Origin of the sequence: Marinobacterium rhizophilum (assembly GCF_024397915.1) — a bacterium.
GTDB lineage: Bacteria > Pseudomonadota > Gammaproteobacteria > Pseudomonadales > Balneatricaceae > Marinobacterium_A > Marinobacterium_A rhizophilum_A.
The window spans coordinates 805,042-825,408 of the sequence record NZ_CP073347.1; the positions used below are offsets into that span (position 1 = coordinate 805,042).

At 60.8% G+C, this 20,367-nt stretch carries 16 protein-coding genes; 9 read left to right on the plus strand and 7 right to left on the minus strand.

Annotation, left to right across the window (positions count from 1 at the left end):
* Positions 1-159 precede the first annotated feature (159 nt).
* The 5 genes from KDW95_RS03495 (at position 160) to KDW95_RS03515 (ending at position 10,306) form a co-directional block, all read left to right on the plus strand.
* Positions 160-2,733, plus strand: a complete 2,574-nt coding sequence (locus KDW95_RS03495; protein WP_255854881.1) for a hypothetical protein — start codon at positions 160-162, stop codon at positions 2,731-2,733.
* Positions 2,730-5,720, plus strand: coding sequence for an ATP-binding protein (locus KDW95_RS03500; protein WP_255854882.1), 2,991 nt, complete (start codon positions 2,730-2,732; stop codon positions 5,718-5,720). Before KDW95_RS03495 ends, KDW95_RS03500 begins: the two co-directional genes overlap by 4 nt.
* 25 nt (positions 5,721-5,745) lie before the next feature.
* Positions 5,746-7,509 (plus strand): GGDEF/EAL domain-containing response regulator, encoded by a 1,764-nt coding sequence (locus KDW95_RS03505; RefSeq protein ID WP_255854883.1) that lies wholly within the window; start codon positions 5,746-5,748, stop codon positions 7,507-7,509.
* Positions 7,510-7,626: 117 nt separating this feature from the next.
* On the plus strand, positions 7,627-9,615 hold the full coding sequence (locus tag KDW95_RS03510; RefSeq protein ID WP_255854884.1) for a sigma-54-dependent Fis family transcriptional regulator: 1,989 nt from the start codon (positions 7,627-7,629) through the stop codon (positions 9,613-9,615).
* A gap of 109 nt (positions 9,616-9,724) precedes the next feature.
* A complete protein-coding gene (locus KDW95_RS03515) occupies positions 9,725-10,306 on the plus strand; it encodes a hypothetical protein (RefSeq protein ID WP_255854885.1) in 582 nt (193 codons plus the stop codon).
* 66 nt (positions 10,307-10,372) lie between these two features.
* On the opposite strand, the gene KDW95_RS03520 is transcribed toward KDW95_RS03515, so the two are convergent.
* Both KDW95_RS03520 and KDW95_RS03525 read right to left on the minus strand, forming a co-directional pair.
* On the minus strand, positions 10,373-10,882 hold the full coding sequence (locus KDW95_RS03520; RefSeq protein WP_255854886.1) for a hypothetical protein: 510 nt from the start codon (positions 10,880-10,882) through the stop codon (positions 10,373-10,375).
* 44 nt (positions 10,883-10,926) lie between these two features.
* A complete protein-coding gene (locus tag KDW95_RS03525; protein WP_255854887.1) occupies positions 10,927-11,958 on the minus strand; it encodes an extracellular catalytic domain type 2 short-chain-length polyhydroxyalkanoate depolymerase in 1,032 nt (343 codons plus the stop codon).
* Between the two features lie 513 nt (positions 11,959-12,471).
* Between KDW95_RS03525 and KDW95_RS03530 the strand changes: the two genes are divergently transcribed.
* Entirely contained in the window at positions 12,472-13,014 is a 543-nt protein-coding gene (locus KDW95_RS03530) for a hypothetical protein (protein WP_255854888.1), read from the plus strand.
* Between the two features lie 56 nt (positions 13,015-13,070).
* Here KDW95_RS03530 and KDW95_RS03535 read toward each other — a convergent pair whose 3' ends face one another.
* Both KDW95_RS03535 and KDW95_RS03540 read right to left on the minus strand, forming a co-directional pair.
* Positions 13,071-13,832: an ABC transporter permease gene (locus KDW95_RS03535; RefSeq protein WP_255854889.1), complete on the minus strand. Its 762-nt coding sequence runs from the start codon at positions 13,830-13,832 to the stop codon at positions 13,071-13,073.
* A complete protein-coding gene (locus tag KDW95_RS03540) occupies positions 13,829-14,755 on the minus strand; it encodes an ABC transporter ATP-binding protein (protein ID WP_255854890.1) in 927 nt (308 codons plus the stop codon). Before KDW95_RS03540 ends, KDW95_RS03535 begins: the two co-directional genes overlap by 4 nt.
* Positions 14,756-15,055: 300 nt before the next feature.
* Between KDW95_RS03540 and KDW95_RS03545 the strand changes: the two genes are divergently transcribed.
* The 3 genes from KDW95_RS03545 to KDW95_RS03555 all read left to right on the plus strand — a co-directional run bounded on the left by KDW95_RS03545 (position 15,056) and on the right by KDW95_RS03555 (position 17,281).
* The gene (locus tag KDW95_RS03545; protein WP_255854891.1) at positions 15,056-15,484 is read left to right on the plus strand and encodes a CBS domain-containing protein; all 429 of its coding nucleotides are present in this window, start codon (positions 15,056-15,058) and stop codon (positions 15,482-15,484) included.
* A 26-nt stretch (positions 15,485-15,510) separates the two neighbouring features.
* Positions 15,511-16,047 (plus strand): hypothetical protein, encoded by a 537-nt coding sequence (locus KDW95_RS03550; protein ID WP_255854892.1) that lies wholly within the window; start codon positions 15,511-15,513, stop codon positions 16,045-16,047.
* 223 nt (positions 16,048-16,270) lie between these two features.
* Positions 16,271-17,281, plus strand: a complete 1,011-nt coding sequence (locus KDW95_RS03555; protein WP_255854893.1) for an LLM class flavin-dependent oxidoreductase — start codon at positions 16,271-16,273, stop codon at positions 17,279-17,281.
* A 37-nt stretch (positions 17,282-17,318) separates the two neighbouring features.
* Here the strand turns inward: KDW95_RS03555 and KDW95_RS03560 are convergent, their stop codons facing one another.
* From KDW95_RS03560 to KDW95_RS03570, 3 genes are read right to left on the minus strand one after another with little or no spacing between them, the layout of a single operon-like run.
* Positions 17,319-18,221, minus strand: coding sequence for a hydroxymethylglutaryl-CoA lyase (locus KDW95_RS03560; RefSeq protein WP_255854894.1), 903 nt, complete (start codon positions 18,219-18,221; stop codon positions 17,319-17,321).
* Entirely contained in the window at positions 18,221-20,227 is a 2,007-nt protein-coding gene (locus tag KDW95_RS03565; RefSeq protein WP_255854895.1) for an acetyl-CoA carboxylase biotin carboxylase subunit, read from the minus strand. The genes KDW95_RS03560 and KDW95_RS03565 overlap by 1 nt, the downstream gene beginning before the upstream one ends.
* Positions 20,217-20,345, minus strand: coding sequence for a hypothetical protein (locus KDW95_RS03570; RefSeq protein ID WP_255854896.1), 129 nt, complete (start codon positions 20,343-20,345; stop codon positions 20,217-20,219). Before KDW95_RS03570 ends, KDW95_RS03565 begins: the two co-directional genes overlap by 11 nt.
* Between the last annotated feature and the right edge of the window lie 22 nt (positions 20,346-20,367).

Consider the following 20,367-nt stretch of genomic DNA (forward strand, 5'->3'; position numbering starts at 1 on the left):
GATGGCCTCGGCACGATCAGCTACCAGTGGCTGCGCGATGGCACGATATCACCGGCGAGACCGGACTACGCCCTGGTGGATGCCATGTCAAAACCATCACCGTGCGCGCCAGCTATACCGAGCGGTCCGCGAAGTGGTGGTCTCCAATGCGCTGGCCCGGTGACCAACGTCAACGATGCGCCCACGGTCACCCTGTCTGGCACACCGACCGGTACGACCTGCTACCAGTGGCTGGCGGATGCGATGGCGCGATCAGCTACCAGTGGCGCGCGATGCGCCGGCGAGACCGGCAGCAGCTACGCCCTGGTGGATGCCGATGTCGGTAAAACCATCACCGTACGCGCCAGCTATACCGACGGCTTCAACACCGCGGAAGTGGTGGTCTCCAACGCCCTCGGCCCGGTGACCAACGTCAACGATGATCCCACCGGCAACGTAACACTGTCTGGCACACCGGCCGAGAACCAGACCCTCAGCGTCACGAACTCGCTGGCGGATGAAGATGGCCTCGGTACGATCAGCTACCAGTGGCTGCGCGATGGCGCTGATATCACCGGCGAGACCGGCAGCAGCTATACCCTGGTGGATGCCGATGTCGGCGCCAGCATTACCGTGCGCGCCAGTTACACCGACGGCTTCAATACCGCCGAAGTGGTGGTCTCCAATGCGCTCGGCCCGGTGACCAACGTCAATGATGCGCCCAGCGGCAGCGTGACCCTCAGTGGCACCGCCACCGAGAACCAGACCCTGACGGTGAGCGATGACCTGGCGGATGAGGACGGCCTTGGCACGATCAGCTACCAGTGGCTGCGCGATGGCGCCGATATCACCGGCGAGACCGGCAACAGCTACACCCTGGTGGATGCCGATGTCGGCGCGAGCATTACGGTGCGCGCCAGCTACACCGACGGCTTTAACACCGCGGAAGTGGTGGTCTCCAATGCGCTCGGCCCGGTGACCAACATCAACGATGCGCCCAGCGGTTCGGTCACCCTGTCCGGCACACCGGCCGAGAACCAGACCCTGACGGTGAGCGATGACCTGGCGGATGAGGATGGACTTGGCACGATCAGCTACCAGTGGCTGCGCGATGGCGCCGATATCACCGGCGAGACCGGCAACAGCTACACCCTGGTGGATGCCGATGTCGGCGCCAGCATTACGGTGCGTGCCAGCTACACCGATGGCTTCAACACCGCCGAGGTGGTGGTCTCCAATGCCCTGGGTCCGGTGACCAACGTTAATGATGCGCCCACCGGCGCGGTCACCCTGTCTGGCACACCGACCGAGAACCAGACCCTGACGGTGAGCAACGATCTGGCAGATGAGGACGGCCTGGGCACGATCAGCTACCAGTGGCTGCGCGATGGCGTTGATATCACCGGCGAGACCGGCAACAGCTACACCCTGGTGGATGCCGATGTCGGTAAAACCATCACCGTGCGCGCCAGCTATACCGATGGCTTTAACACCGCGGAAGTGGTGGTCTCCAATGCCTTGGGGCCGGTGACCAACGTCAATGATGCGCCCACCGGTAGCGTGACTCTCAGTGGCACCGCCACCGAGAACCAGACCCTCAGCGTCACGAACTCGCTGGCGGATGAAGATGGCCTGGGCACGATCAGCTACCAGTGGCTGCGCGATGGCGCCGATATCACGGGCGAGACCGGCAACAGCTACACCCTGGTGGATGCCGATGTCGGTAAAACAATCACCGTGCGCGCCAGCTATACCGACGGCTTTAACACCGCGGAAGTGGTGGTCTCCAATGCTCTGGGGCCAGTGATCAACGTCAACGATACCCCCAGCGGCAATGTCGAGATCATCGGCAAATTGTCCATGGGGGAGCTTGTCCAGGCCGCCGCGTTAATCAGTGATGATGATGGTATGGGGCCGCTGAGCTATCAGTGGCTGCGCGATGGTGTCGCGATCCCGGGAGCGACGTCGGGCAGCTATGTGCTGCAGGCGCCGGACCTCGGGGCGCAGCTGGGTATCAGAGTCAGTTTCATCGATGGCTTCGGTCAACTGGAATCCCTGGAAGCTGTGGTTTCCGTTATTGCGCCACCGGCCGTTACCGCCGGTGTGCCGGGGCTCGGAGGGATTGAACTGTTTCCAGAGCCGGACCCTTCTGCCCCTGAAGGGCCTGGCGAATTCGCGGGTACAGAGGTGGAAGACGATGGTGTTACGGATGAGGAGGAAGTCCTTGAAAATTCAACCCGTACAACCGTATCGGTGCACGCTGAGGATTCTGGCCTGCGTTTCGCACTATTGAATAGTTCGACGCTGGAGGGGATGGTGTTTCAAACCCCTGCAGAGCCGGATTCGGACAATACCCTGGTCGAGAAAACCAATCTTTACGGCTACTGGAAGGAACTGGACGACAGCTTTGCGGCCATGCTCAGTAGCGGCCTGATCACCGATCTTGAGGGGCTCGAGCAGCAACTGAAAGAGCACTCGGGGCTCGAAAATGCCATTTTGGGTGGCGGTCTGGTTATCTCCGCCGGCTTGTCAGCCGGGTATGTTGTCTGGCTGTTGCGCAGCGGCGTGTTGCTGAGCAGCGTCATGACGTCGCTTCCAGCCTGGCGTTTCGTTGATCCGCTACCGGTGCTGGCTCAGACGGGCAATTTCGGCGAGGAGGATAGCGAGTCGCTGCAATCCATTCTCGATGACCACCGGAACAACTCTATTGACGACGCCGGCTCTGGGGCCGGAAAAGGGCAGGGTGTACATTGATCGATCGAATTTTCGGCAAGCAGAGTGCCAAGGCACGCATTGCGCTTGGCCAGGTGAGTATTCTGCTGTGTCTGGTTTTACTGGCGTTTTTTACGGGCCTTGTCCCTAGTGCCAATGACCTGAAGCGACAGGAACGGCTTCGTATTGCCGAAACCGTTGCCATTAACGCTTCCATGCTGATTACCCAGACCGATATCCAGCGGCTGGAAAGCACTCTCGATGTACTGAAAAAACGCAATCCCGAGTTGATCAGCGCCGGGGTTCGCCGTGCCAGCGGCCGTCTGGTGGCAGAGGTTGGTGCGCACGACAGTGACTGGTCGCCGGTCTCCATCAAGGCCTCGACCGATGAGTTTATTGCCGTGCCACTTTATGCCGGTGACGGGACCTGGGGGCAGCTGGAGTTTGCGTTCGAGCCAATTGCGCCCAGGGGCGTACTGGGCTTCGTCCTGAGTCCGGTCTTCCTGTTTATCAGCCTGCTGTCACTGCTAAGCTTTATCGCCTTTTATTTTTACCTCGGTAAAATGCTCAAGCATCTTGACCCGTCCCAGGCCATTCCCGGGCGCGTACGGTCGGCTCTGGATACCATGGCGGAAGGCCTGGTGGTGGTCGATACAAAACAGAATATCGTGCTGGCGAATCAGGCGTTTGAGGTCCTTCTTGGCAAGGAAACCGGAAGCCTGATGGGCGTTAGCGTCCGCTCCCTGCCTTGGCAGGATACTTCGGGCGCCACCCTGGGCGAGTCCATGCCCTGGGACAGTTCGCTGGAGCAGGGACGGGTTGAAACCAACCTCGTTTTGCGCCTGGACCAGGGGAAGGGGCTACACAAGACGTTCATGGTCAACTGCTCGCCCGTGCTGGCTGCGGAGGGCAAGCTCGGTGGCGCGCTGATCAGCTTCGATGACGTCACCTTGCTGGAAGAGAAGGAGCTGGAATTGCGCAAGGCGCGGGATGAGGCGCAGAGTGCCAACCGTGCCAAGAGTGACTTTCTGGCCACCATGAGCCATGAAATACGCACCCCCATGAATGCCATCCTGGGCTTTACCGAGTTGCTTCGCCGGGGCCGCGACAAGAGCCAGGAAGACTATCTCAGTCACCTGTCCACCATTTCGACCAGTGGCAACTATCTGCTGAACCTGATCAATGATGTGCTGGATCTGTCGAAGATCGAAGCCGGTCAGCTCGACATGGAGCTGGCAGACTGCAATGCCCTGGACGTGATCCGTCAGGTATTGCAGTTCATGCGTGTCAAGGCACAGGAGAAAGGTCTCTACCTGGAGCTTTCGGTAGCGTCAGCCGTGCCGCTGACCATCAAGGCGGATGCTGTGCGGCTGCGCCAGATTCTCACTAACCTGATCGGCAACTCAATCAAGTTTACCGACAGCGGTGGTGTCACCGTCAGTGTCAGAATGCATCCGCAGAGCGACGGCCTGCTGCAAATCGGTGTCGAAGACACGGGCATTGGCATGACGCCAGACCAGGCCGCGAAGATTTTCCAGCCCTTTGTTCAGGCCGACAGCTCCATTACACGGCGCTTTGGTGGTACCGGGCTGGGGCTGGCGATCAGCAACAAGTTTGCCAAAGCCATGGGCGGCGATATACAGGTAACCAGCGCGCCCGGTGCAGGCAGCCTGTTTCGTATCTCGATTGCGACCGGTGATCTCTCGCAGGCCAGCTGGATCCAGCCGGGCGAGGCCGATGACGCCGTTTACGAGCCCAGCAAGACACCGGTGCACAGACGCTGGAGCTTTTCTCCCTGTGATGTGCTGGTCGTCGATGACGGGCTTGAGAACCGGGATCTGGTACGCCTGGTGCTCGAAGATGAAGGCCTGCGTGTAAAGGTTGCCAGCAATGGTGTTGAAGCTCTGGAACTGGCACAGAAAACGCATTTTGACGTCATCCTGATGGACGTTGAGATGCCGGTCATGGATGGCTTTAGCGCAGTGCGTCGCATGCGCGATCTTGAATTCGAACAGCCCGTCGTGGCGCTGACCGCTCATGCCATGACCGGGATTCAGGAACGTTGCCTTGATGCCGGTTACAGCCACTACATGACCAAGCCGATCGATATTGATGCGCTGCTGGCACTGATGGCTTCGCTGCTGCAGGCCGAAGAGGTATCTCCTGCCAGCGGGGCAGAGCCGGACAGCGCCGATTCGGGCACGCCACTGATAACCGCTACCGCTTGGCCGGCGCCGGCACTGCGTTCAAGGCTCGCTGATCAGCCGCGCTTTCAGCCACTGATCGCCCGCTTCGTCATTCGCTGCCGCGAGCAGATGGCGGCAATGCAAACGGCGGTTACTGACGGTGACTTTGTCGTGCTGGCGGATTTGGCGCACTGGCTCAAGGGTGCCGGCGGCAGTGTCGGGTTTGATATGCTGACCGAGCCCGCCCTGCAGCTCGAACAGGAAGCCAGGGCGGGTAACGCATCGGCTTGCGCGCTTCACCTGAGTACGGTGCTGGCGCTGTCTTCCCGCCTTGATGCGTCCGCCGAGCCGCTGAACATCGCTGCTGATGCTGATCTGAAGGCCGCGGCCGTGCAGGGTGCGCGTGAGGAGGCTGCGGCAGGGCTCTGGGCTGACATTGGCGCCGAGGTCAGAAGGGAGCCGGGTCCGGGGCGGGCTCAAACGCAAGCCGATGCCGATTCAGAGATTGCGTTGCTGGAGGATGAGGGCGAAGATGACAATACGCCGATCTATTCGCGCCTGGCTGTCAGGGATGCCCGATTCGAGCCGCTGGTGCAGCGTTTTGTCACCAGTTTGCAGGAAAAGTTACAGCAAATGGCGCAGCTGCAGCAGCAGCAGGACTGGTCTGGCATGGCCGACCTGGCGCACTGGATCAAGGGGTCGGGCGGCTCCATTGGCTTCGACCTTCTCTCCGAAGAGGCGTCGGAGCTGGAACTGGAATGCCGAGCGGCTGATGTTGCCGCGATCCGTCGGCGGATAAGCACTATCACGCATATAAGCCAACGTATCATGGCGGGCCGCTGAGGCAGGTAAAGGGAATTTAAAGTCTATGGATACAGCCAATACAGTCGATCGTCAGCCTCTGAATAATTCTGTCATCATGATGCTGGACGATGAACCCATTATCATCGACCTGATTCAGATCTTTCTGGAAGACCTGGGATATACCAATTTCACCGGTATCACCGACTCCGTGACGGCGGTGGACAAGATCGTCGAATGTCAGCCGGATTTGCTGTTTCTCGATCTGGTCATGCCCGAGGTCGACGGTTTTGAGGTGCTGGCCAAACTCAGGAACAATGAAGCGACACAGCACCTTCCCGTGATCGTGCTGACCTCATCCAGTGATGCCCAGAGCAAGCTGCAGGCGCTGGAACTGGGCGCTACGGATTTTCTGGCAAAGCCGGTTAACGAAAGTGAGCTGGCGTTGCGCCTGCGCAATATTCTCACCGTCAAGGCCTACCAGAACCAGCTTATGTATTACGACTCCCTGACCGGTTTGCCCAATCGCAAGCTGTGTCAGGTCCGTCTGGGTCAAAGCCTGGCCTATGCCGAAAAGGATCAGCGTGCTCTGGCGGTACTGAATCTAAACCTCTACGGTTTGCGCACGGTGCAGGACAGCTTTGGCAGCAGCGTATGCGACAAGCTTCTCAAGCAGATCGCGGCGGAGCTGCTCGAATGCGTCCGCGCGTCCGATGTCGTGGCCTTTACCGGTAATGATCAAATCTGGCGCGGCATGTCCCGGGTCGGGGATGACGAATTCCTGATTGTGCTGTCGGGCCTGCGCTCGGCCAGTGAAGCGACCTTCGTGGCCAGTCGGCTGCTCAGCATTCTCAAGATCCCGATGCACCTTGAGCAGCAGGATATTCAGGTGAACGCCTGCGTCGGCATCTCGACCTATCCCGAGGACGGACGTGATCCGCAAGCCCTGATGCAGTCTGCCAGTCAGGCGGCCAGTGAGGCGCGCCTTGGCGGGCCATACCAGGTGCAGTTTTTCTCCAGTGACGAGAATCTGCGTCTGCGCGAACGCATGCGGCTTGAGAGTGACCTGCGCCGGGCACTGGCGGATGAAAGCTTCTATCTTGCCTTTCAGCCGCAGCTCGACGCCCGCACGCGCAAGGTCGTGGGTGCCGAGACGTTGCTGCGCTGGACGCATCCGGAACGAGGCCCGGTTTCGCCGGCGGTTTTCATTCCCGTGGCCGAAAGCAGCGGCCTGATGGAGGAACTCGGTCACTGGGTCTTCAAAACCGCCTGTCGGCAGGCAGCACAATGGCATCACAATGGCACCGATGTCAGTGTCTCGATCAATGTCTCGAGCCAGCAGTTCAACAGTGGCAACTTTATTGCCAGCATACGCGAGTGTCTTGCCGAAACCGGCGTTAATCCGGCCAGGGTGATGGTCGAGCTGACCGAGAGTATTGCGGTCTCCAATGTCGACTCCAACATCCGCATCCTGCATGAGCTCAAGAGCCTCGGCCTGGAGCTGTCGGTGGATGATTTTGGTACCGGCTATTCGTCCCTGCGCTATATCAAGGACTTTCCGCTGGATGAAATCAAGATCGACAAGGCGTTTATCGACGGTCTGCCGGCCCAGAAGGGCGATGTCGCCATTGTTTCGGCCATCCTGATGATGGCGCGCCGCCTGGGCATGAAGGTGGTGGCCGAAGGGGTGGAAAACGTGGACCAGTACGAGTACCTGGTGCAGCAGGACTGTGATGAAATCCAGGGATACTTTTTCTCCAGACCCCTGAGCGCAGAGGATTTTGAGGCCTTCTGTAACCAGTGCAGCAGCCGGGCGGCGCCGGTGTTCTGAGGTCGGGTGATAGCCCGGGACTCCGAGGCGGTTAGGGGCAAAGTGGACATCGGGGCGAGGGGAAGCCTATGATGGGGCCGATAACAACAATGACTCAGTGGATATCCCCCTAGCTCCATGAATCGCCACAATTCTCAACGACATCACCCTCGAGCTCCCGAGACTGGCAAGACGCAACAGGGCGCTCCACAGCAGGCTGCCCCCGAAATCCTTGGGTCCTGGCAGCGCTGCATCGAAGACTATCATCTGGATCCGGGTCGCAGCCTGCGGGTGCCACGTCTGAGCGACAGCGAGCTGCAAGAGGCCCGCAGCCTGCAGGACAGCCTGCTGCATTCGGCCGATCCCGTGTTCGAACGCCTGCGTCATCTGGGCGGCAATTCCGGTTACTGCGTGCTGGTGTCGGATGCGAATGGCATCGTGCTGCGCGAGTACATCGACTCCAACCGGGGCCAGGAACTGGCCGAAAAGGGCCTGAGCGTCGGTACTGTCTGGAGCGAGAACCTGGTCGGCACCAATGGCCTGGGTACCTGCCTGGCCACCGGGGAGGCGCTGACCGTCTATGCCGGCGAGCATTTCGGCCGCGAGTTGCAGCGTTTCAGTTGTTCCAGCGCACCGCTGATTGCCCCCGATGGCGATATTATTGGCACGCTGGATATCTCGACCTATGCCCAGGGGGACAAGATTGGGCAGGGACTGGCGCTGAACCTGGTGTGCGATACCGCCGATCAGATTGAAGCGGCCATGTTTCGTTACGCCTATGCCCGGCATCATCTGCTGGCCCTGGTACGCTCGCCACTGGCGGATGCAGGCCAGTCCAACGCGCTGCTGGCGGTGAACGATTCCGGCTGGATACTGGGGGCGACCTCCGCGGCCCTGTTGCAGCTGGGAGTGCTCGAACGCTGCCTGATTGTGGGCCAGGGGCTCGCGACCCTGACCGGCGCCAGTCTTGAGGACGTGCAGCGTGCCCCCTGGTCACTGCAGCAGGGGCAGGGCAGTGGTTGCTGGCTGATGCGCCTGGCAGGCGACACGCCGCGCCCCCATGCCCCCGCGCCGGCGGCCAGTAATTCTGCCGCAAGGCCGCATATCGATTCGCAGCTCTATCGCGCCGCGGGCGGCGATCCGACGCTGCAGCGCAATGCCGATATCTGTCATCGGGTACTGAACCGGGATATCTGTATCCTGTTGCAGGGCGAAACCGGTACCGGCAAGGAAGTCTGGGCCCGGGCCATCCACGACAGCAGTGCTCGTCATGACAAGCCCTTTGTTACCCTGAACTGCGCCGCCATTCCCGAATCCCTGATTGAAAGCGAGCTGTTTGGCTATAGCGCCGGTACCTTTACCGGTGGCCTCAAGGGCGGCAAGGTTGGCAAGATCGAAGCCAGTAACGGCGGTACCCTGTTTCTGGATGAAATCGGCGATATGCCACTCATGCTGCAGGCCCGCCTGCTGCGGGTGCTGGCCGAGGGGGAGATTACGCCGCTGGGGCAGATCAAGCCGGTTCGTATCGACCTGCACGTTATCTGCGCCACCCACCGGGACCTCGCCGGGGCTGTGGCCCAGGGTGAATTCCGTGAGGATCTGTATTATCGCATCAGCGGTGTTCGCATAGGCCTGCTGAGCTTGCGCGAGCGCCAGGACAGGCTGGCGCTGATTGAGCAGGTGTTTGCGCAGTTGCGCGAGTCCGATTCAGTTGTGCTGGATGCTCAGGCATTGCAGGTGCTCGGCAACTACCACTGGCCTGGCAATATCCGCCAGCTCAAGAACGCGCTGCAGTTCGCGTTGTGCATGTGTGATGGTCGTGCGGTGCGCATTACCGACCTGCCGGATGAGGTATTCCCGCCGGCCCCGGGCGAGCCGGTATGCCAGGATGTCAGCAGTGTGCCGGATGCCGCGGCCGTGCCGCCGCATCGGCTGGTATCCCTGGGCGCTAGCGCCACGACGCCAGCGGACGGAGCCTCAGCGACGGAGCAGGAGGGTGAAGCGGCGCAGATACTCGGCGCCCTGCAACAGCACCGCTGGGTTGTTATACGGGCGGCGCAAGCATTGGGGATCAGCCGTTCTACCCTGCATCGCAAAATCAGGAAGTACGGTCTGACGGATGCCTGAGCGGGGCCGGCGCCGTGCCAGGGGTTGTTCGCTGTTATTTTTGACTGGTGACAAGTACAGTCCCTGATTAAACTTCATGCTCAACCATTAGTAAAAAAGGAATTTTACCGTGACTACACAGGGACGCGTGATGCGTGGTATGGGGTTTTCGCTGCTGTTGTTGCTGGCCGGCTGCGCCGGTTTCGACCGCTCAGACGAACAGGCTGACAGCCAGGCGCTGCAGGGGGTCGATGGCGTGTCCTGCGTGGGCCGGATCGAGAGTCCGCCACCGGGGCTTGTAGTGGTCGTGGACGACGCCTTGCTGCAAGAGGCGCTTGGCGCCAGTGGTGCGGGGGAGCTGTGCGCAGGCCAGGTATTGGTTGCCCAGGAGCCAGTGACTGTCTATCGCGTCTGGGACAGCGCAAGGGACTATACCCGGTATGGCAGTTGGTGGTCGTTCCAGCGTCCCGAGGGTCCGCGTCCGCAGTACCGCGAGGACAACAGCATCTGCCCCTCCTGGAGCGAACTCGATCGCATGAGCGCCTGTACCCTCAAGGTGGGGGCGAAACTGGTGGTAGGGCCGGGGCAGAGCGCACAGTGCCAGCAGATGACCTACGCCAAGTCCGCCGTCAACCAGGTGTATATCCCCAACGATGGCCGCAACAATGTGCTTCATGTGGCGAACTGCACTGAGGGTGCTGTCTGGCCCTGAAGCGGTCCTTGCCTGAACGAGTAATGCCGGGAGCGCTTTGCTGTCTGCCCGGCATCGGTTTTCTACTCAGCCTGCGCTGAGGCTCTGCAGGTTCTTCTGCAACCAGGCGCGGTAGGCGGACTGGATCGCACTCAGGCTGGATGCCTCCTCGGTGGCATCGGCTTCATATTGCTTCAAAATGCTCAGCCCCGTCTCCAGGCTTGCCGCCAGCAGTGCCTGGGGCGAGTCCGCTGCCTTGCCCAGTTCGCTGAGCTGCTGTGTTGAAGCCTCGGTGGTTTTCAAAAAGGCGTTATAGCCTTCCTGAATTTTTCCAAGCGCGGCGATCTGAATGTCGGCCAGTTCACTGAAGGCACCGACCAGAGCAGTTGGGTCGGAAAATTTTGATCCGGCCTGCAGCCAGTCGGTTTTCTGGGCGGTTTCCAGCAACTGTCCGGTCACCTGTATCTGGTCTTTCAGCGGCGTGATGGCGTTGAGCAGAATGAGGGCGTTCTGACGGCTCTGGTTGCAGTACTGGTTCCAGTGTTGCAGCGCCTCGGTCAGGTTCGGGTCAATCAGTGGTGCTGTTTCGGTGGTCATATCATGTCTCCTGGTATTTTTATCGGTGGCTGTCTTGCCGGGGATTACAGTGGGTGCGGTTGGGACAGGCGTTCTATCATGCGGTAGACGGCGTTGATCTGCGGCGCCTTGCGTGAATAGAAATCCGGCTGGGCGTCGCCCGGCGATGAATAACCCCAGAAATCCCAGCAGCCTTCCGGGTTCAGGGGCGCAGCGTTCGAAGGTTGTACCTGCGGGTAGAGCATAATCAGGTCGTTGGCTTCGGCCACGTAGTTGTAGCCGGTATCGGCGTAGTACTTGTCGCCGATGACCGCAGCACCCTGCTTGCAGCCGTGAAATACCACATGCACTGCGCACGCCTTGCCCGCCTGGCAGGTGGCCGGAATGTAGGCGTAGGCGGTTTCGCTCATGCTGGTGGTTTTCGAGTCGATAAAGGCCGACTGGTCAAACGCCAGAATATCGCTGCTCAGAATGCTGGCCGGCGGTTTCATGTCGGTGTATATCTGCCCGATGATGCGGTTGGACTGTTCGAAGTCGCAGTCATTGATATAGGGCGCGGCGGTGACGGGGCAATCGGTGTCCTCACTGCTGTTGGTTATCAGGGCGTGACCGGCGGCGACGCTGGTATCGTACTGGATGGCACTGGCGGGTACGCCGATGGCTTCAAAGTAGGCTTTGGTCTGATCAACCACCGCGGTGGTCACGGTTTTGTCTTTCTGGCCGCTGAAGATATAGATGTGATCGTCCTTGAGGTTGTCCAGCGGCGCTATGTCGCCGGCGTCGGCCAGTGACTCGCTGAGTGTCACCAGCAGGGGCGTATTGGGGCCCACCGCGGCAGTGAGCGGGTTCATGCAGGTGGTGGTGGCGTTGATCACCAGCGGGCTCAGGGACCAGGACTTGGCACACAGGTAGGGGCCGCCAGCGACGATGCCGGCACCGACCATGATGTCGGAGTAGGCCACATACAGTTGTGATGTCATGAAGGCGCCGGAGGACAGGCCGGATACCGAGGTGCGCTGGATATCGGCGCCAACGGCAGGCAGTTCAGCACCAAGAGCGGCATGGCTCAGTCCAAGAGAAGCGCTCAGCACGGCCATGATGAGCAAGCCGCTCAGGCTGCGCCCGGGTGCCGGGCAGTCAGTTGGATGAGGCTGCCTGCTGTGTTGTCTGGAAACGTTTTTCATGATGTCTGCCTGTCCCTGGGTCGTTGTATCTTGTGTATGGCAGCATCGCTGCCACAGCTTTTATAACGCACTTGCACAAAATAGTGTAGTGCTTTTCTGTCACTGTCGGATGAAATTTAAACAGCTGTATTAATGCCGGCAAAAGTGAGTTTAATTCGAATTAATGACGTCATATGCGGTTAATAAGCAGGCGTGAATATAGCCAGGACTCACCCGAACAACCCGTTTCCAGTGCGGTTTAAACCTGTGAATGCTGCGTTGCATTAGGTTTTTTCAGCTTTTTGCACAGAGCATGTCTGCTGCCCGGACCTGGGTGCCATACTGAACAGGGAATGGACTCGCGTCAGGGCGGGCTGCACTTTTTGAGTGCGCAGCCGTTCCCGGTACGACGTTACCGGATCCGTTTAACGCACAGGGGGAGCCATCATGACATTTCGTTCCGGTCTGTTTGCGGCAAGATCAGGGGCGCAGAACAGGGTAGCCGGTAGCGCCCTTGTTCGATGGGTTCAGTCACTCACTGTAGCCCTGGGGGTATTTTCAACAGCGGTATCGGCGCAGCATGAGTCGGCACATGCCGCGGCGTTGTCCGCCAGTGAAGAGGCGGCACTCTTTGCGGCGGCGGGTTTCAAGCTGGCGGGGAATGGCCAGTATCAGCGTTGCCAGGAAGAACCGGTAACCCTGTCTTATCAGCCGGGTCATGTAGAGTTAGACGATCTGAATGGCGATGGCCGCTCCGAGGCCTGGGTGACGGAAAGCAGCCTGTTCTGTTACGGCAACGCAGGGCAGTATTTTCTGCTGCTGACCGAAGCGCCGACGGGCTGGCAGATTCTGCTGGAAGCGGTGGGCATTGCGGTGATCAAGGACAGCGATTACCAGGGCTGGCCGGACATCGAAGTGGGCGGTCCGGGCTTCGGGGACTTTCCGCTGTATCGCTGGAATGGTAGTGGCTACGGGCGCCATACCCCCTGAAACTCCTGGAGTCACAGGGGGTGCGGCTATTTACCGCAATGGATTGTCCGTGTAAATCAGGGCTTGATGCGGTAACCGGTGCGAAAGATCCAGCCAATGACTGCCATGCACAGTGCCATGAATCCCAGTGTCATGCCGAGACTGAGGACAATGCTCACGTCCGACACGCCATAGAATGCCCAGCGAAAGCCGCTGATCAGGTACACCACGGGGTTGAACAGGGTCAGGCTCTGCCAGGGTTCCGGCAGCATGTTGATGGAATAGAAGGCGCCCCCCAGAAAGGTGAGCGGGGTGATGACCATCAGTGGAATGATCTGCAGTTTTTGAAAGTCGTCTGCCCAGATACCAATGGCGAAGCCGAACAGGCTGAACGTAATCGCCGTGAGTACCAGAAATGCCAGCATCCACACCGGGTGCACGATGCTGTAGTCCACAAACAACCGCGAGGTGGCCAGGATCAGCAGACCAAGAATGATCGATTTGCTGGCGGCGGCACCGACGTAGCCTGCAACGATTTCAAATGGCGAAACCGGGGCGGATAGCACCTCGTAGATGGTGCCGGAAAACTTGGGGAAAAAGATGCCAAAGGAGGCATTGGAAATACTTTCGCTCAGCAACGACAGCATCAGCAGGCCCGGGATTATAAAGGCGCCGTAACTGATGCCGTCGATATCGCCCATGCGCGCGCCTATGGCGGTGCCAAAGACGATGAAGTAGAGCGACGTCGACAGTACCGGTGAGGCGATGCTCTGCATCAGGGTTCGACCGGTCCTTGCCATCTCGAACCTGTAAATTGCCGCTATGCCATAGAAATTCATGCCTGCTCCCTCACCAGGTTGACGAATATTTCCTCCAGCGAACTCTGTTTGGAGTGCAGATCCTTGAAGTCCAGCCCCTGCGCGCTCAGCGCCCGCATCAACTCGGTAATGCCGGTGTTCTCATGCTGCGCATCGAAGCTGTAGGTCAGCTGCTGACCATCCTCACTCAGTGCCAGGTTAAAGGGTGCCAGTGATGCCGGCAGCGCCTGCAGCGGCGTTTGCAGGTGCAGGCGTAGCTGCTTGGTGCCGAGCTTCTCCATCAAGCTGGTCTTGTCTTCCACCAGTACCAGCCGCCCCTTGTTGATCACACCGATACGATCGGCCATTTCCTCGGCTTCCTCGATGTAATGGGTGGTAAGGATGATGGTCACGCCGCGTTCCTGCAGCCCGCGTACCATGTTCCACATGTCGCGGCGCAATTCGACATCGACGCCTGCAGTGGGCTCATCCAGAAACAGAATCGAGGGCTCGTGGGACAGCGCCTTGGCGATCATGACGCGGCGCTTCATGCCGCCGGACAGCGCCATGATGCGCGAATCCCGCTTGTCCCAGAGGGAGAGCTGGCGCAACAGCTGCTCGATATAGCCGGGGTTGGGTGCCTTGCCGAACAGGCCCCGGCTGAATTTCACCGTTGCCAGTACGCTTTCGAAGGCATCGGTTGCCAGTTCCTGGGGGACCAGACCGATCTTGCTGCGGGCGGCGCGGTAGTCCGCCTGAATGTCGTGCCCGTCGGCGCAGACGGTACCGCGGGTGGCGTTGACGATACCGCAGATAATGCTGATCAGGGTGGTCTTGCCGGCACCGTTGGGTCCTAACAGCGCAAAGATCTCGCCGCGTTGGATATCAAGACTGACATCATGCAACGCGGTAAAGCCCGAGGCATAGGTCTTGTTGATGTTCTGAACTGAAATAACGTGCTGCACGCGGGCTCCTTGCATCGCAATAGGGCTGTCCGATAACGGCCAGACGGGAGTGTACCGCAAAGCGCCGGCCGCGGGGGATTCGGTGTTTGGGCCTGTTTGCAGGCCATGGGCTATGTTTTAACGGGGGGCCGCTAGTCGCGTTGGCGCACAGTGGCCCAGGGGCAGCCAATGTGGTCTGCAGTTCTCAGGGTTTGCATACCACCGCAGTGATGCGGTCATTCGATCCAACCCAGGCGGCTGAGACGGCGGGCGGGCTGCGCTCCCGGTTGATTCAAGGCAGACCAGACCGAGGTTAAAACGATGGATTCAGGTTCGATCCGTGAGTATATGAGCACCGACTTTGCCATCATTACGCCCGACATGCAGGTGGATGAGGCATCGGCAAAACTTATCCAGAAGTCCATGCTGGGCGGCCCTGTGGTGAACGAAAATCGCGAGCTGGTGGGCTGGATTTCGGAGCAGGAGTGTTTGCAGGTCACCATTCAGGTGGTCTATCACAATCAGCGCGTCGCCAACGTGCGAGATATCATGCGCACCGATGTGCTGACGGTGTCGCTGGCGGATCATCCGCTGGATCTGGCCCGCCAGATGCTGAGTCCTGCCCCCCATCAGAAACCCAAATCCTATCCCGTGCTGGACGCGCAGCGCCGGGTGATCGGCGTTATTACCCGGCGCCACATCCTGAAGATGCTGGTGCACAAGTTCTCCGAAATGTCCCGGCCAGGTTGACGCATTCCCGCGCCGGACGCTCTCGCATGAAGCGCTGTCTGGCGCTGTTGTGCGTGCTCGCCCTGGCAGTGCTGGGCTATGGCTACTGGCACGGCGCCACTCACGGGGCTTTTTCAATCAGTCTGCGACTGGCAGGCGAAAAGACGCAGGGCAGCCAGATCCTGCTGGCGGGTGCCGAAGTCGTGTTGCGCGATACCCAGGGGCTTGAGTTGGCCCGTGGGCGCATGGACAGGCGGTACAACTTTGTACGCCTTGTCCATCCAGCGGTGGGAGACTGCCAGGACGCCGAACAGGCGGCTGCCGGCTCCAGCGCCGGGCGCAGCGCCTGGCAGGCGTGTTTCGAGGCACAGTCGCGCTGGATTCCCGCCTGGGCCGAAAAGGTACACAGCATCAGCCTGAGTACGCCGGGATGTCGCTGGCCCGAGATTCCGGTCAAGGTGCGTACATACGGGCCCGACTGGCTGCTGTGGTGGGTGCCGTTGCCCCACGTCGGTGGCAAGCCCTATACCTATTACAGCCTGAGCGTCAGCCTGCCACCGCCAGCCTGCGGGGCGAACCCGTGAAGGCTTCCCGAGAGGAGTTTCGCCCGTCGAGGGTTCCGGGGGCTTGCGCGACTGTGCCGGTAGCGCCGGGTACCCTGTCATGTTTTCACGCCGTTGCCGTGGCCAAAACCGGCCAACTGGTTTAGCCTTGTCGGCCCCGGCGGGCTTTGGTTCGGACGCCGCAACACGCGGCCGGACAAGGCGTCGGGGCTTTCCAGTCAAAGCAATTCAGGTTCACCGCGCCATGACACTCAAGTTGACCGTTATTGATCAGTCGCCGGTGCCCGGTAAGGCGCAGCCGCTGTCTGCGGTGGCACTGTCGGCCCGGCTGGCCCAGGCGTGCGAGCGCGCCGGGTACAATCGCTACTGGGTGGCGGAACACCATAACAGCATTAATTTCGCAGGCCCCAGCCCCGAGATACTGATAAGCCATATCGCCAGCATGACCCGGCGCATGCGAATCGGCAGCGGTGGCGTGATGCTGCCGCATTACAGCCCGTACAAGGTGGCCGAGCAGTTCAGGCTGCTGGAAACACTCTTTCCGGGCCGTATCGATCTGGGTATCGGTCGGGCGCCGGGCGGCGATGGCCTGGCCAGTCATGCCCTGGCGTACCCCTACGCCCAGGCGCGTGAAGACCATTACGCCCAGCAGGCGGCGCTGCTAAAGGGCTTTTTGACCCGCAGCATCCCCGAGCATCATCCGTATCACGACCTGCAGGTGATGCCCGATGAATCACCCTGCCCGGAGCTCTGGATGCTGGGCTCCAGTGGCGGTAGTGCGGAGCTGGCAGGGCAGGTCGGCATGAAAATGGCGCTGGCGCTGTTCATCGGCCCCGAAGACCGGCCTGTTGGCATCGTGGAGGAATACCGCAGTGCCTGGCGTGGGGCGGGGCATGCCGGGGAGCCCGAGACGCTGATTGCGGTGTCCGCCGTCTGTGCGGATACGCAGGAGGAAGCGGAATACCTGGCGGCGCCCCAGGTGTACTGGAAGGTGCAGGCGTTTCGTCACGGCGTGCGAGATTTGATCAAGTCTCCCAAGCAAGCACTTGATTTGAAATCGAAACTAGGCGCTTCAGACCGAGCCTATTTCGACCAGACCCTGGCGTCGGTGGTCTGCGGTTCACCGCAGCAGTGCCAGCTACGCCTGCAGGGTATTGCCGAGCGTTACGGCACTCGCGAGATCGGTATAGTCACCGTCACCCACGATTTTGAGGACCGGTTGCACAGTTACGCGCTGCTGGCCGCCCAAAACTGACCTGCAGTGGTACTGAAGGCCCCGGTCGCTGAAGCTTCTAGCTGCTGCACGCCAGGGCCTGGCCGACCTTGGAGCCGTTGCTGCGGCCCAGCTCGGCGCTGATCCAGTTGCCGGTCCGGGCCAGCAGCTCCAGATCGACACCGGTCTCGATACCCAGCCCCTGCAGCAGGTAGATCACATCTTCGCTGGCGACATTGCCCGAGGCACCGCGGGCGTAGGGGCAACCGCCCAGCCCTGCCACGGATGCATCCACCACCGCCAGACCCTCTTCCAGCACCGCATAGAGGTTCGCCAGCGCCTGGCCATAGGTGTCGTGAAAGTGTGCCGCCAGCTGCTGGATGGGTACCTCGCGGGCCACGGCTGCGAGCATGCGCTTGGCTTTGACCGGCGTGCCGGTGCCGATGGTATCGCCCAGCGATATCTCAAAGCAGCCCATGTCCAGCAGCTCGCGGGACACGGCCGCCACCTGGGCCGGCGCGATGTCGCCGGCATAGGGACAGCCCAGCACCGTGGACACATAGCCGCGCACACGGATGCCATTGGCCTTGGCGGCTTCGATCACCGGCGTAAAACGGCTTAGGCTTTCGGCTATGGAGCAGTTGATGTTCTTCTGGGTGAAGGCTTCGGAGGCGGCAGTGAAGACCGCCACCTCATCCACACCGCTTGCCAGGGCGCCTTCAAAGCCCTTCAGGTTGGGGGTCAGGGCGGCGTAGATCACGCCGTCGCGGCGTTCTATGCCGGCCATGACCTCGCGGGCGTCCGCCATTTGCGGCACCCACTTGGGGGAGACGAAACTGGCCGCTTCGATATGGCGGATGCCGGCGGCGCCCAGGCGCGCCACCAGTTCGATCTTGACTGCGGTGCTGATCTGCCCAGCTTCGTTCTGCAGTCCGTCCCGTGGGCCAACCTCCACCAGGCGCACCTTGCTTGGCAATGCCATCAGGATGCCTCCTTTGTCTTGGAATCGGCTTGCGCGTCCAGCGCCACCAGTTCGGCACCGTCGGATACCAGCTCGCCCTCGGCAAAGTAGACTGCGCTGACAATGCCGTCCCGGGGGGCGCGAATACTGTGCTCCATCTTCATGGCTTCCATCACCACCAGGGTGTCGCCCTTGCTGACGGCCTGGCCGGGTTCGACCAGCACAGCCACCACGGCGCCGTTCATCGGGGCGGCGAGGGAGGCATCACCCTGGTGATCCGCTGCGCCGAAGGTCTCGACGTGCAGCTGGCAGGCAAATTGCTCGCCCTGGTCCATCAGGGTGAGTCGCGTCTCATCGCGGTATCCATAGACGGTACGGCGGTGGCCGTTGATGATGACATCCAGCGTATCGCCATTCAGTGTGGCGCTGACGCTGTAGCGCGCGCCATCCAGGCTGATGTCGTAGCCCTGATCCTGCTCCAGGATACGCAGGTCATGCTGCTGCTCGCCGTGAACCAGTTGCATGGGCCGGGCAAAGCTGGAATTAAGGCGCCAGCTGGTCTGGCGGCCGAAGGGTGAGTAAGGGTCACTGGCCGCAGCCAGGCCCGCCTTGTCGCTTTGCAAAAAGAAGCAGGCGGCCATCAGCAGGCATTCCTGGGGATCCAGTTTGGCGGCTGGAAACAGCAGTGCCTGGTGCTTGTCGATAAAGCCGGTGTCCAGCTCCGCCGCCCGGAACGGTGCCGCCAGGGCGAGGTTGCGCAAAAAGCGCACGTTGGTCTTGATGCCGCCGATGCGGTAGTCGCCCAGCGCCTTGGCCAGACGCGCCAGTGCGCGTTCACGGTCGTCGTCCCAGACGATCAGCTTGGCGATCATCGGGTCGTAATAGACGCTGACCTCGTCACCTTCGATTACGCCGGTATCGACGCGCACATGCTCCGACTCGGTGGGGGTGCGCAGGTAACTCAGGCGTCCGGTGGCCGGCAGAAAGTCATTGTCCGGGTCTTCTGCATAGATGCGGGCTTCAAAGGCATGGCCGTTGATGCTGACTTCATGCTGCTGCAACGGCAGTGGCTCGCCGGCGGCGATCTGCAGCTGCCACTGCACCAGATCCTGGCCGGTAATCATCTCGGTGACCGGGTGCTCCACCTGCAGGCGGGTGTTCATTTCCATAAAGAAGAAGGAGCCGTCGACGTCGTAGAGAAATTCCACGGTACCGGCACCGACATAGTCGATCGCCTGGGCGGCCAGTACGGCGGCTTCGCCCATGGCCTTGCGGGTGGCGTCGGACAGCCCCGGCGCGGGTGCTTCCTCGATAACCTTCTGGTGCCGGCGCTGCACCGAACAGTCGCGTTCGGCGAGATACACGCCATTGCCCTGGCTGTCGCAGAATACCTGGATCTCGACGTGGCGCGGCTGTGTCAGGTAGCGCTCGATCAGCATGTCCGGGTTGCCGAAAGCGTTCTTGGCCTCGCGGCAGGCCGATGCCAGGGCTTCGTCAAACTCGCCCAGGGATTCGACCACGCGCATGCCCTTGCCACCGCCGCCGGCAACGGCCTTGAGCAGCAGCGGAAAGCCGCACTTTTCGGCTTCCTGCTTGAGCAGCGCAGGTGTCTGGTCGTCGCCGTGGTAGCCGGGTACCAGGGGTACGCCGGCATCCTGCATGATGGCCTTGGCGGCGGACTTGGACCCCATGGCGGCAATGGCTGACGCCGGTGGGCCGATAAAGGCGATGCCGTTGTCTTCGCAGGCCTGGGCAAAACCGGTGTTCTCGGACAGGAAACCGTAGCCCGGGTGAATAGCCTGGGCACCACAGGCCAGGGCAATCTCGATGATGCGATCGCTGCGCAGGTAACTTTCGCTGCTGGGGGCGGGGCCGAGCAGAAAGGCCTCGTCCGCCATGGCGACATGGCGGGCGTTGCTGTCGGCCTCGGAATAGACCGCGACGCAGCGAATGCCAAGGCGATGGGCGGTCTTGATGACCCGGCAGGCGATCTCGCCACGGTTCGCGATTAATATTTTACTGAACATGGCAGGTCTCCGTGTCGAGATCGCCTGCAGCTGCTGCGCAGCCCATGCGAAATGGCTGCGCCGCTGCAACGCTGCGCATGCAGTCACCACGGTTGGCGATCAATATTTTACTGAACATGGCAGGTCTCCGTGTCGAGATC

What these genes read in the sequence shown, in the direction of transcription:
- KDW95_RS03505 (WP_255854883.1), top strand. Translation starts at nt 5,746, where the DNA reads ATGGATACAGCCAATACAGTCGATCGTCAGCCTCTGAATAATTCTGTC.
- KDW95_RS03510 (WP_255854884.1), top strand. Translation starts at nt 7,627, where the DNA reads ATGAATCGCCACAATTCTCAACGACATCACCCTCGAGCTCCCGAGACT.
- KDW95_RS03520 (WP_255854886.1), bottom strand. Translation starts at nt 10,882, where the DNA reads ATGACCACCGAAACAGCACCACTGATTGACCCGAACCTGACCGAGGCG.
- KDW95_RS03525 (WP_255854887.1), bottom strand. Translation starts at nt 11,958, where the DNA reads ATGGCCGTGCTGAGCGCTTCTCTTGGACTGAGCCATGCCGCTCTTGGT.
- KDW95_RS03530 (WP_255854888.1), top strand. Translation starts at nt 12,472, where the DNA reads ATGACATTTCGTTCCGGTCTGTTTGCGGCAAGATCAGGGGCGCAGAAC.
- KDW95_RS03535 (WP_255854889.1), bottom strand. Translation starts at nt 13,832, where the DNA reads ATGAATTTCTATGGCATAGCGGCAATTTACAGGTTCGAGATGGCAAGG.
- KDW95_RS03545 (WP_255854891.1), top strand. Translation starts at nt 15,056, where the DNA reads ATGGATTCAGGTTCGATCCGTGAGTATATGAGCACCGACTTTGCCATC.
- KDW95_RS03550 (WP_255854892.1), top strand. Translation starts at nt 15,511, where the DNA reads ATGAAGCGCTGTCTGGCGCTGTTGTGCGTGCTCGCCCTGGCAGTGCTG.
- KDW95_RS03555 (WP_255854893.1), top strand. Translation starts at nt 16,271, where the DNA reads ATGACACTCAAGTTGACCGTTATTGATCAGTCGCCGGTGCCCGGTAAG.
- KDW95_RS03560 (WP_255854894.1), bottom strand. Translation starts at nt 18,221, where the DNA reads ATGGCATTGCCAAGCAAGGTGCGCCTGGTGGAGGTTGGCCCACGGGAC.
- KDW95_RS03565 (WP_255854895.1), bottom strand. Translation starts at nt 20,227, where the DNA reads ATGTTCAGTAAAATATTAATCGCGAACCGTGGCGAGATCGCCTGCCGG.
- KDW95_RS03570 (WP_255854896.1), bottom strand. Translation starts at nt 20,345, where the DNA reads ATGTTCAGTAAAATATTGATCGCCAACCGTGGTGACTGCATGCGCAGC.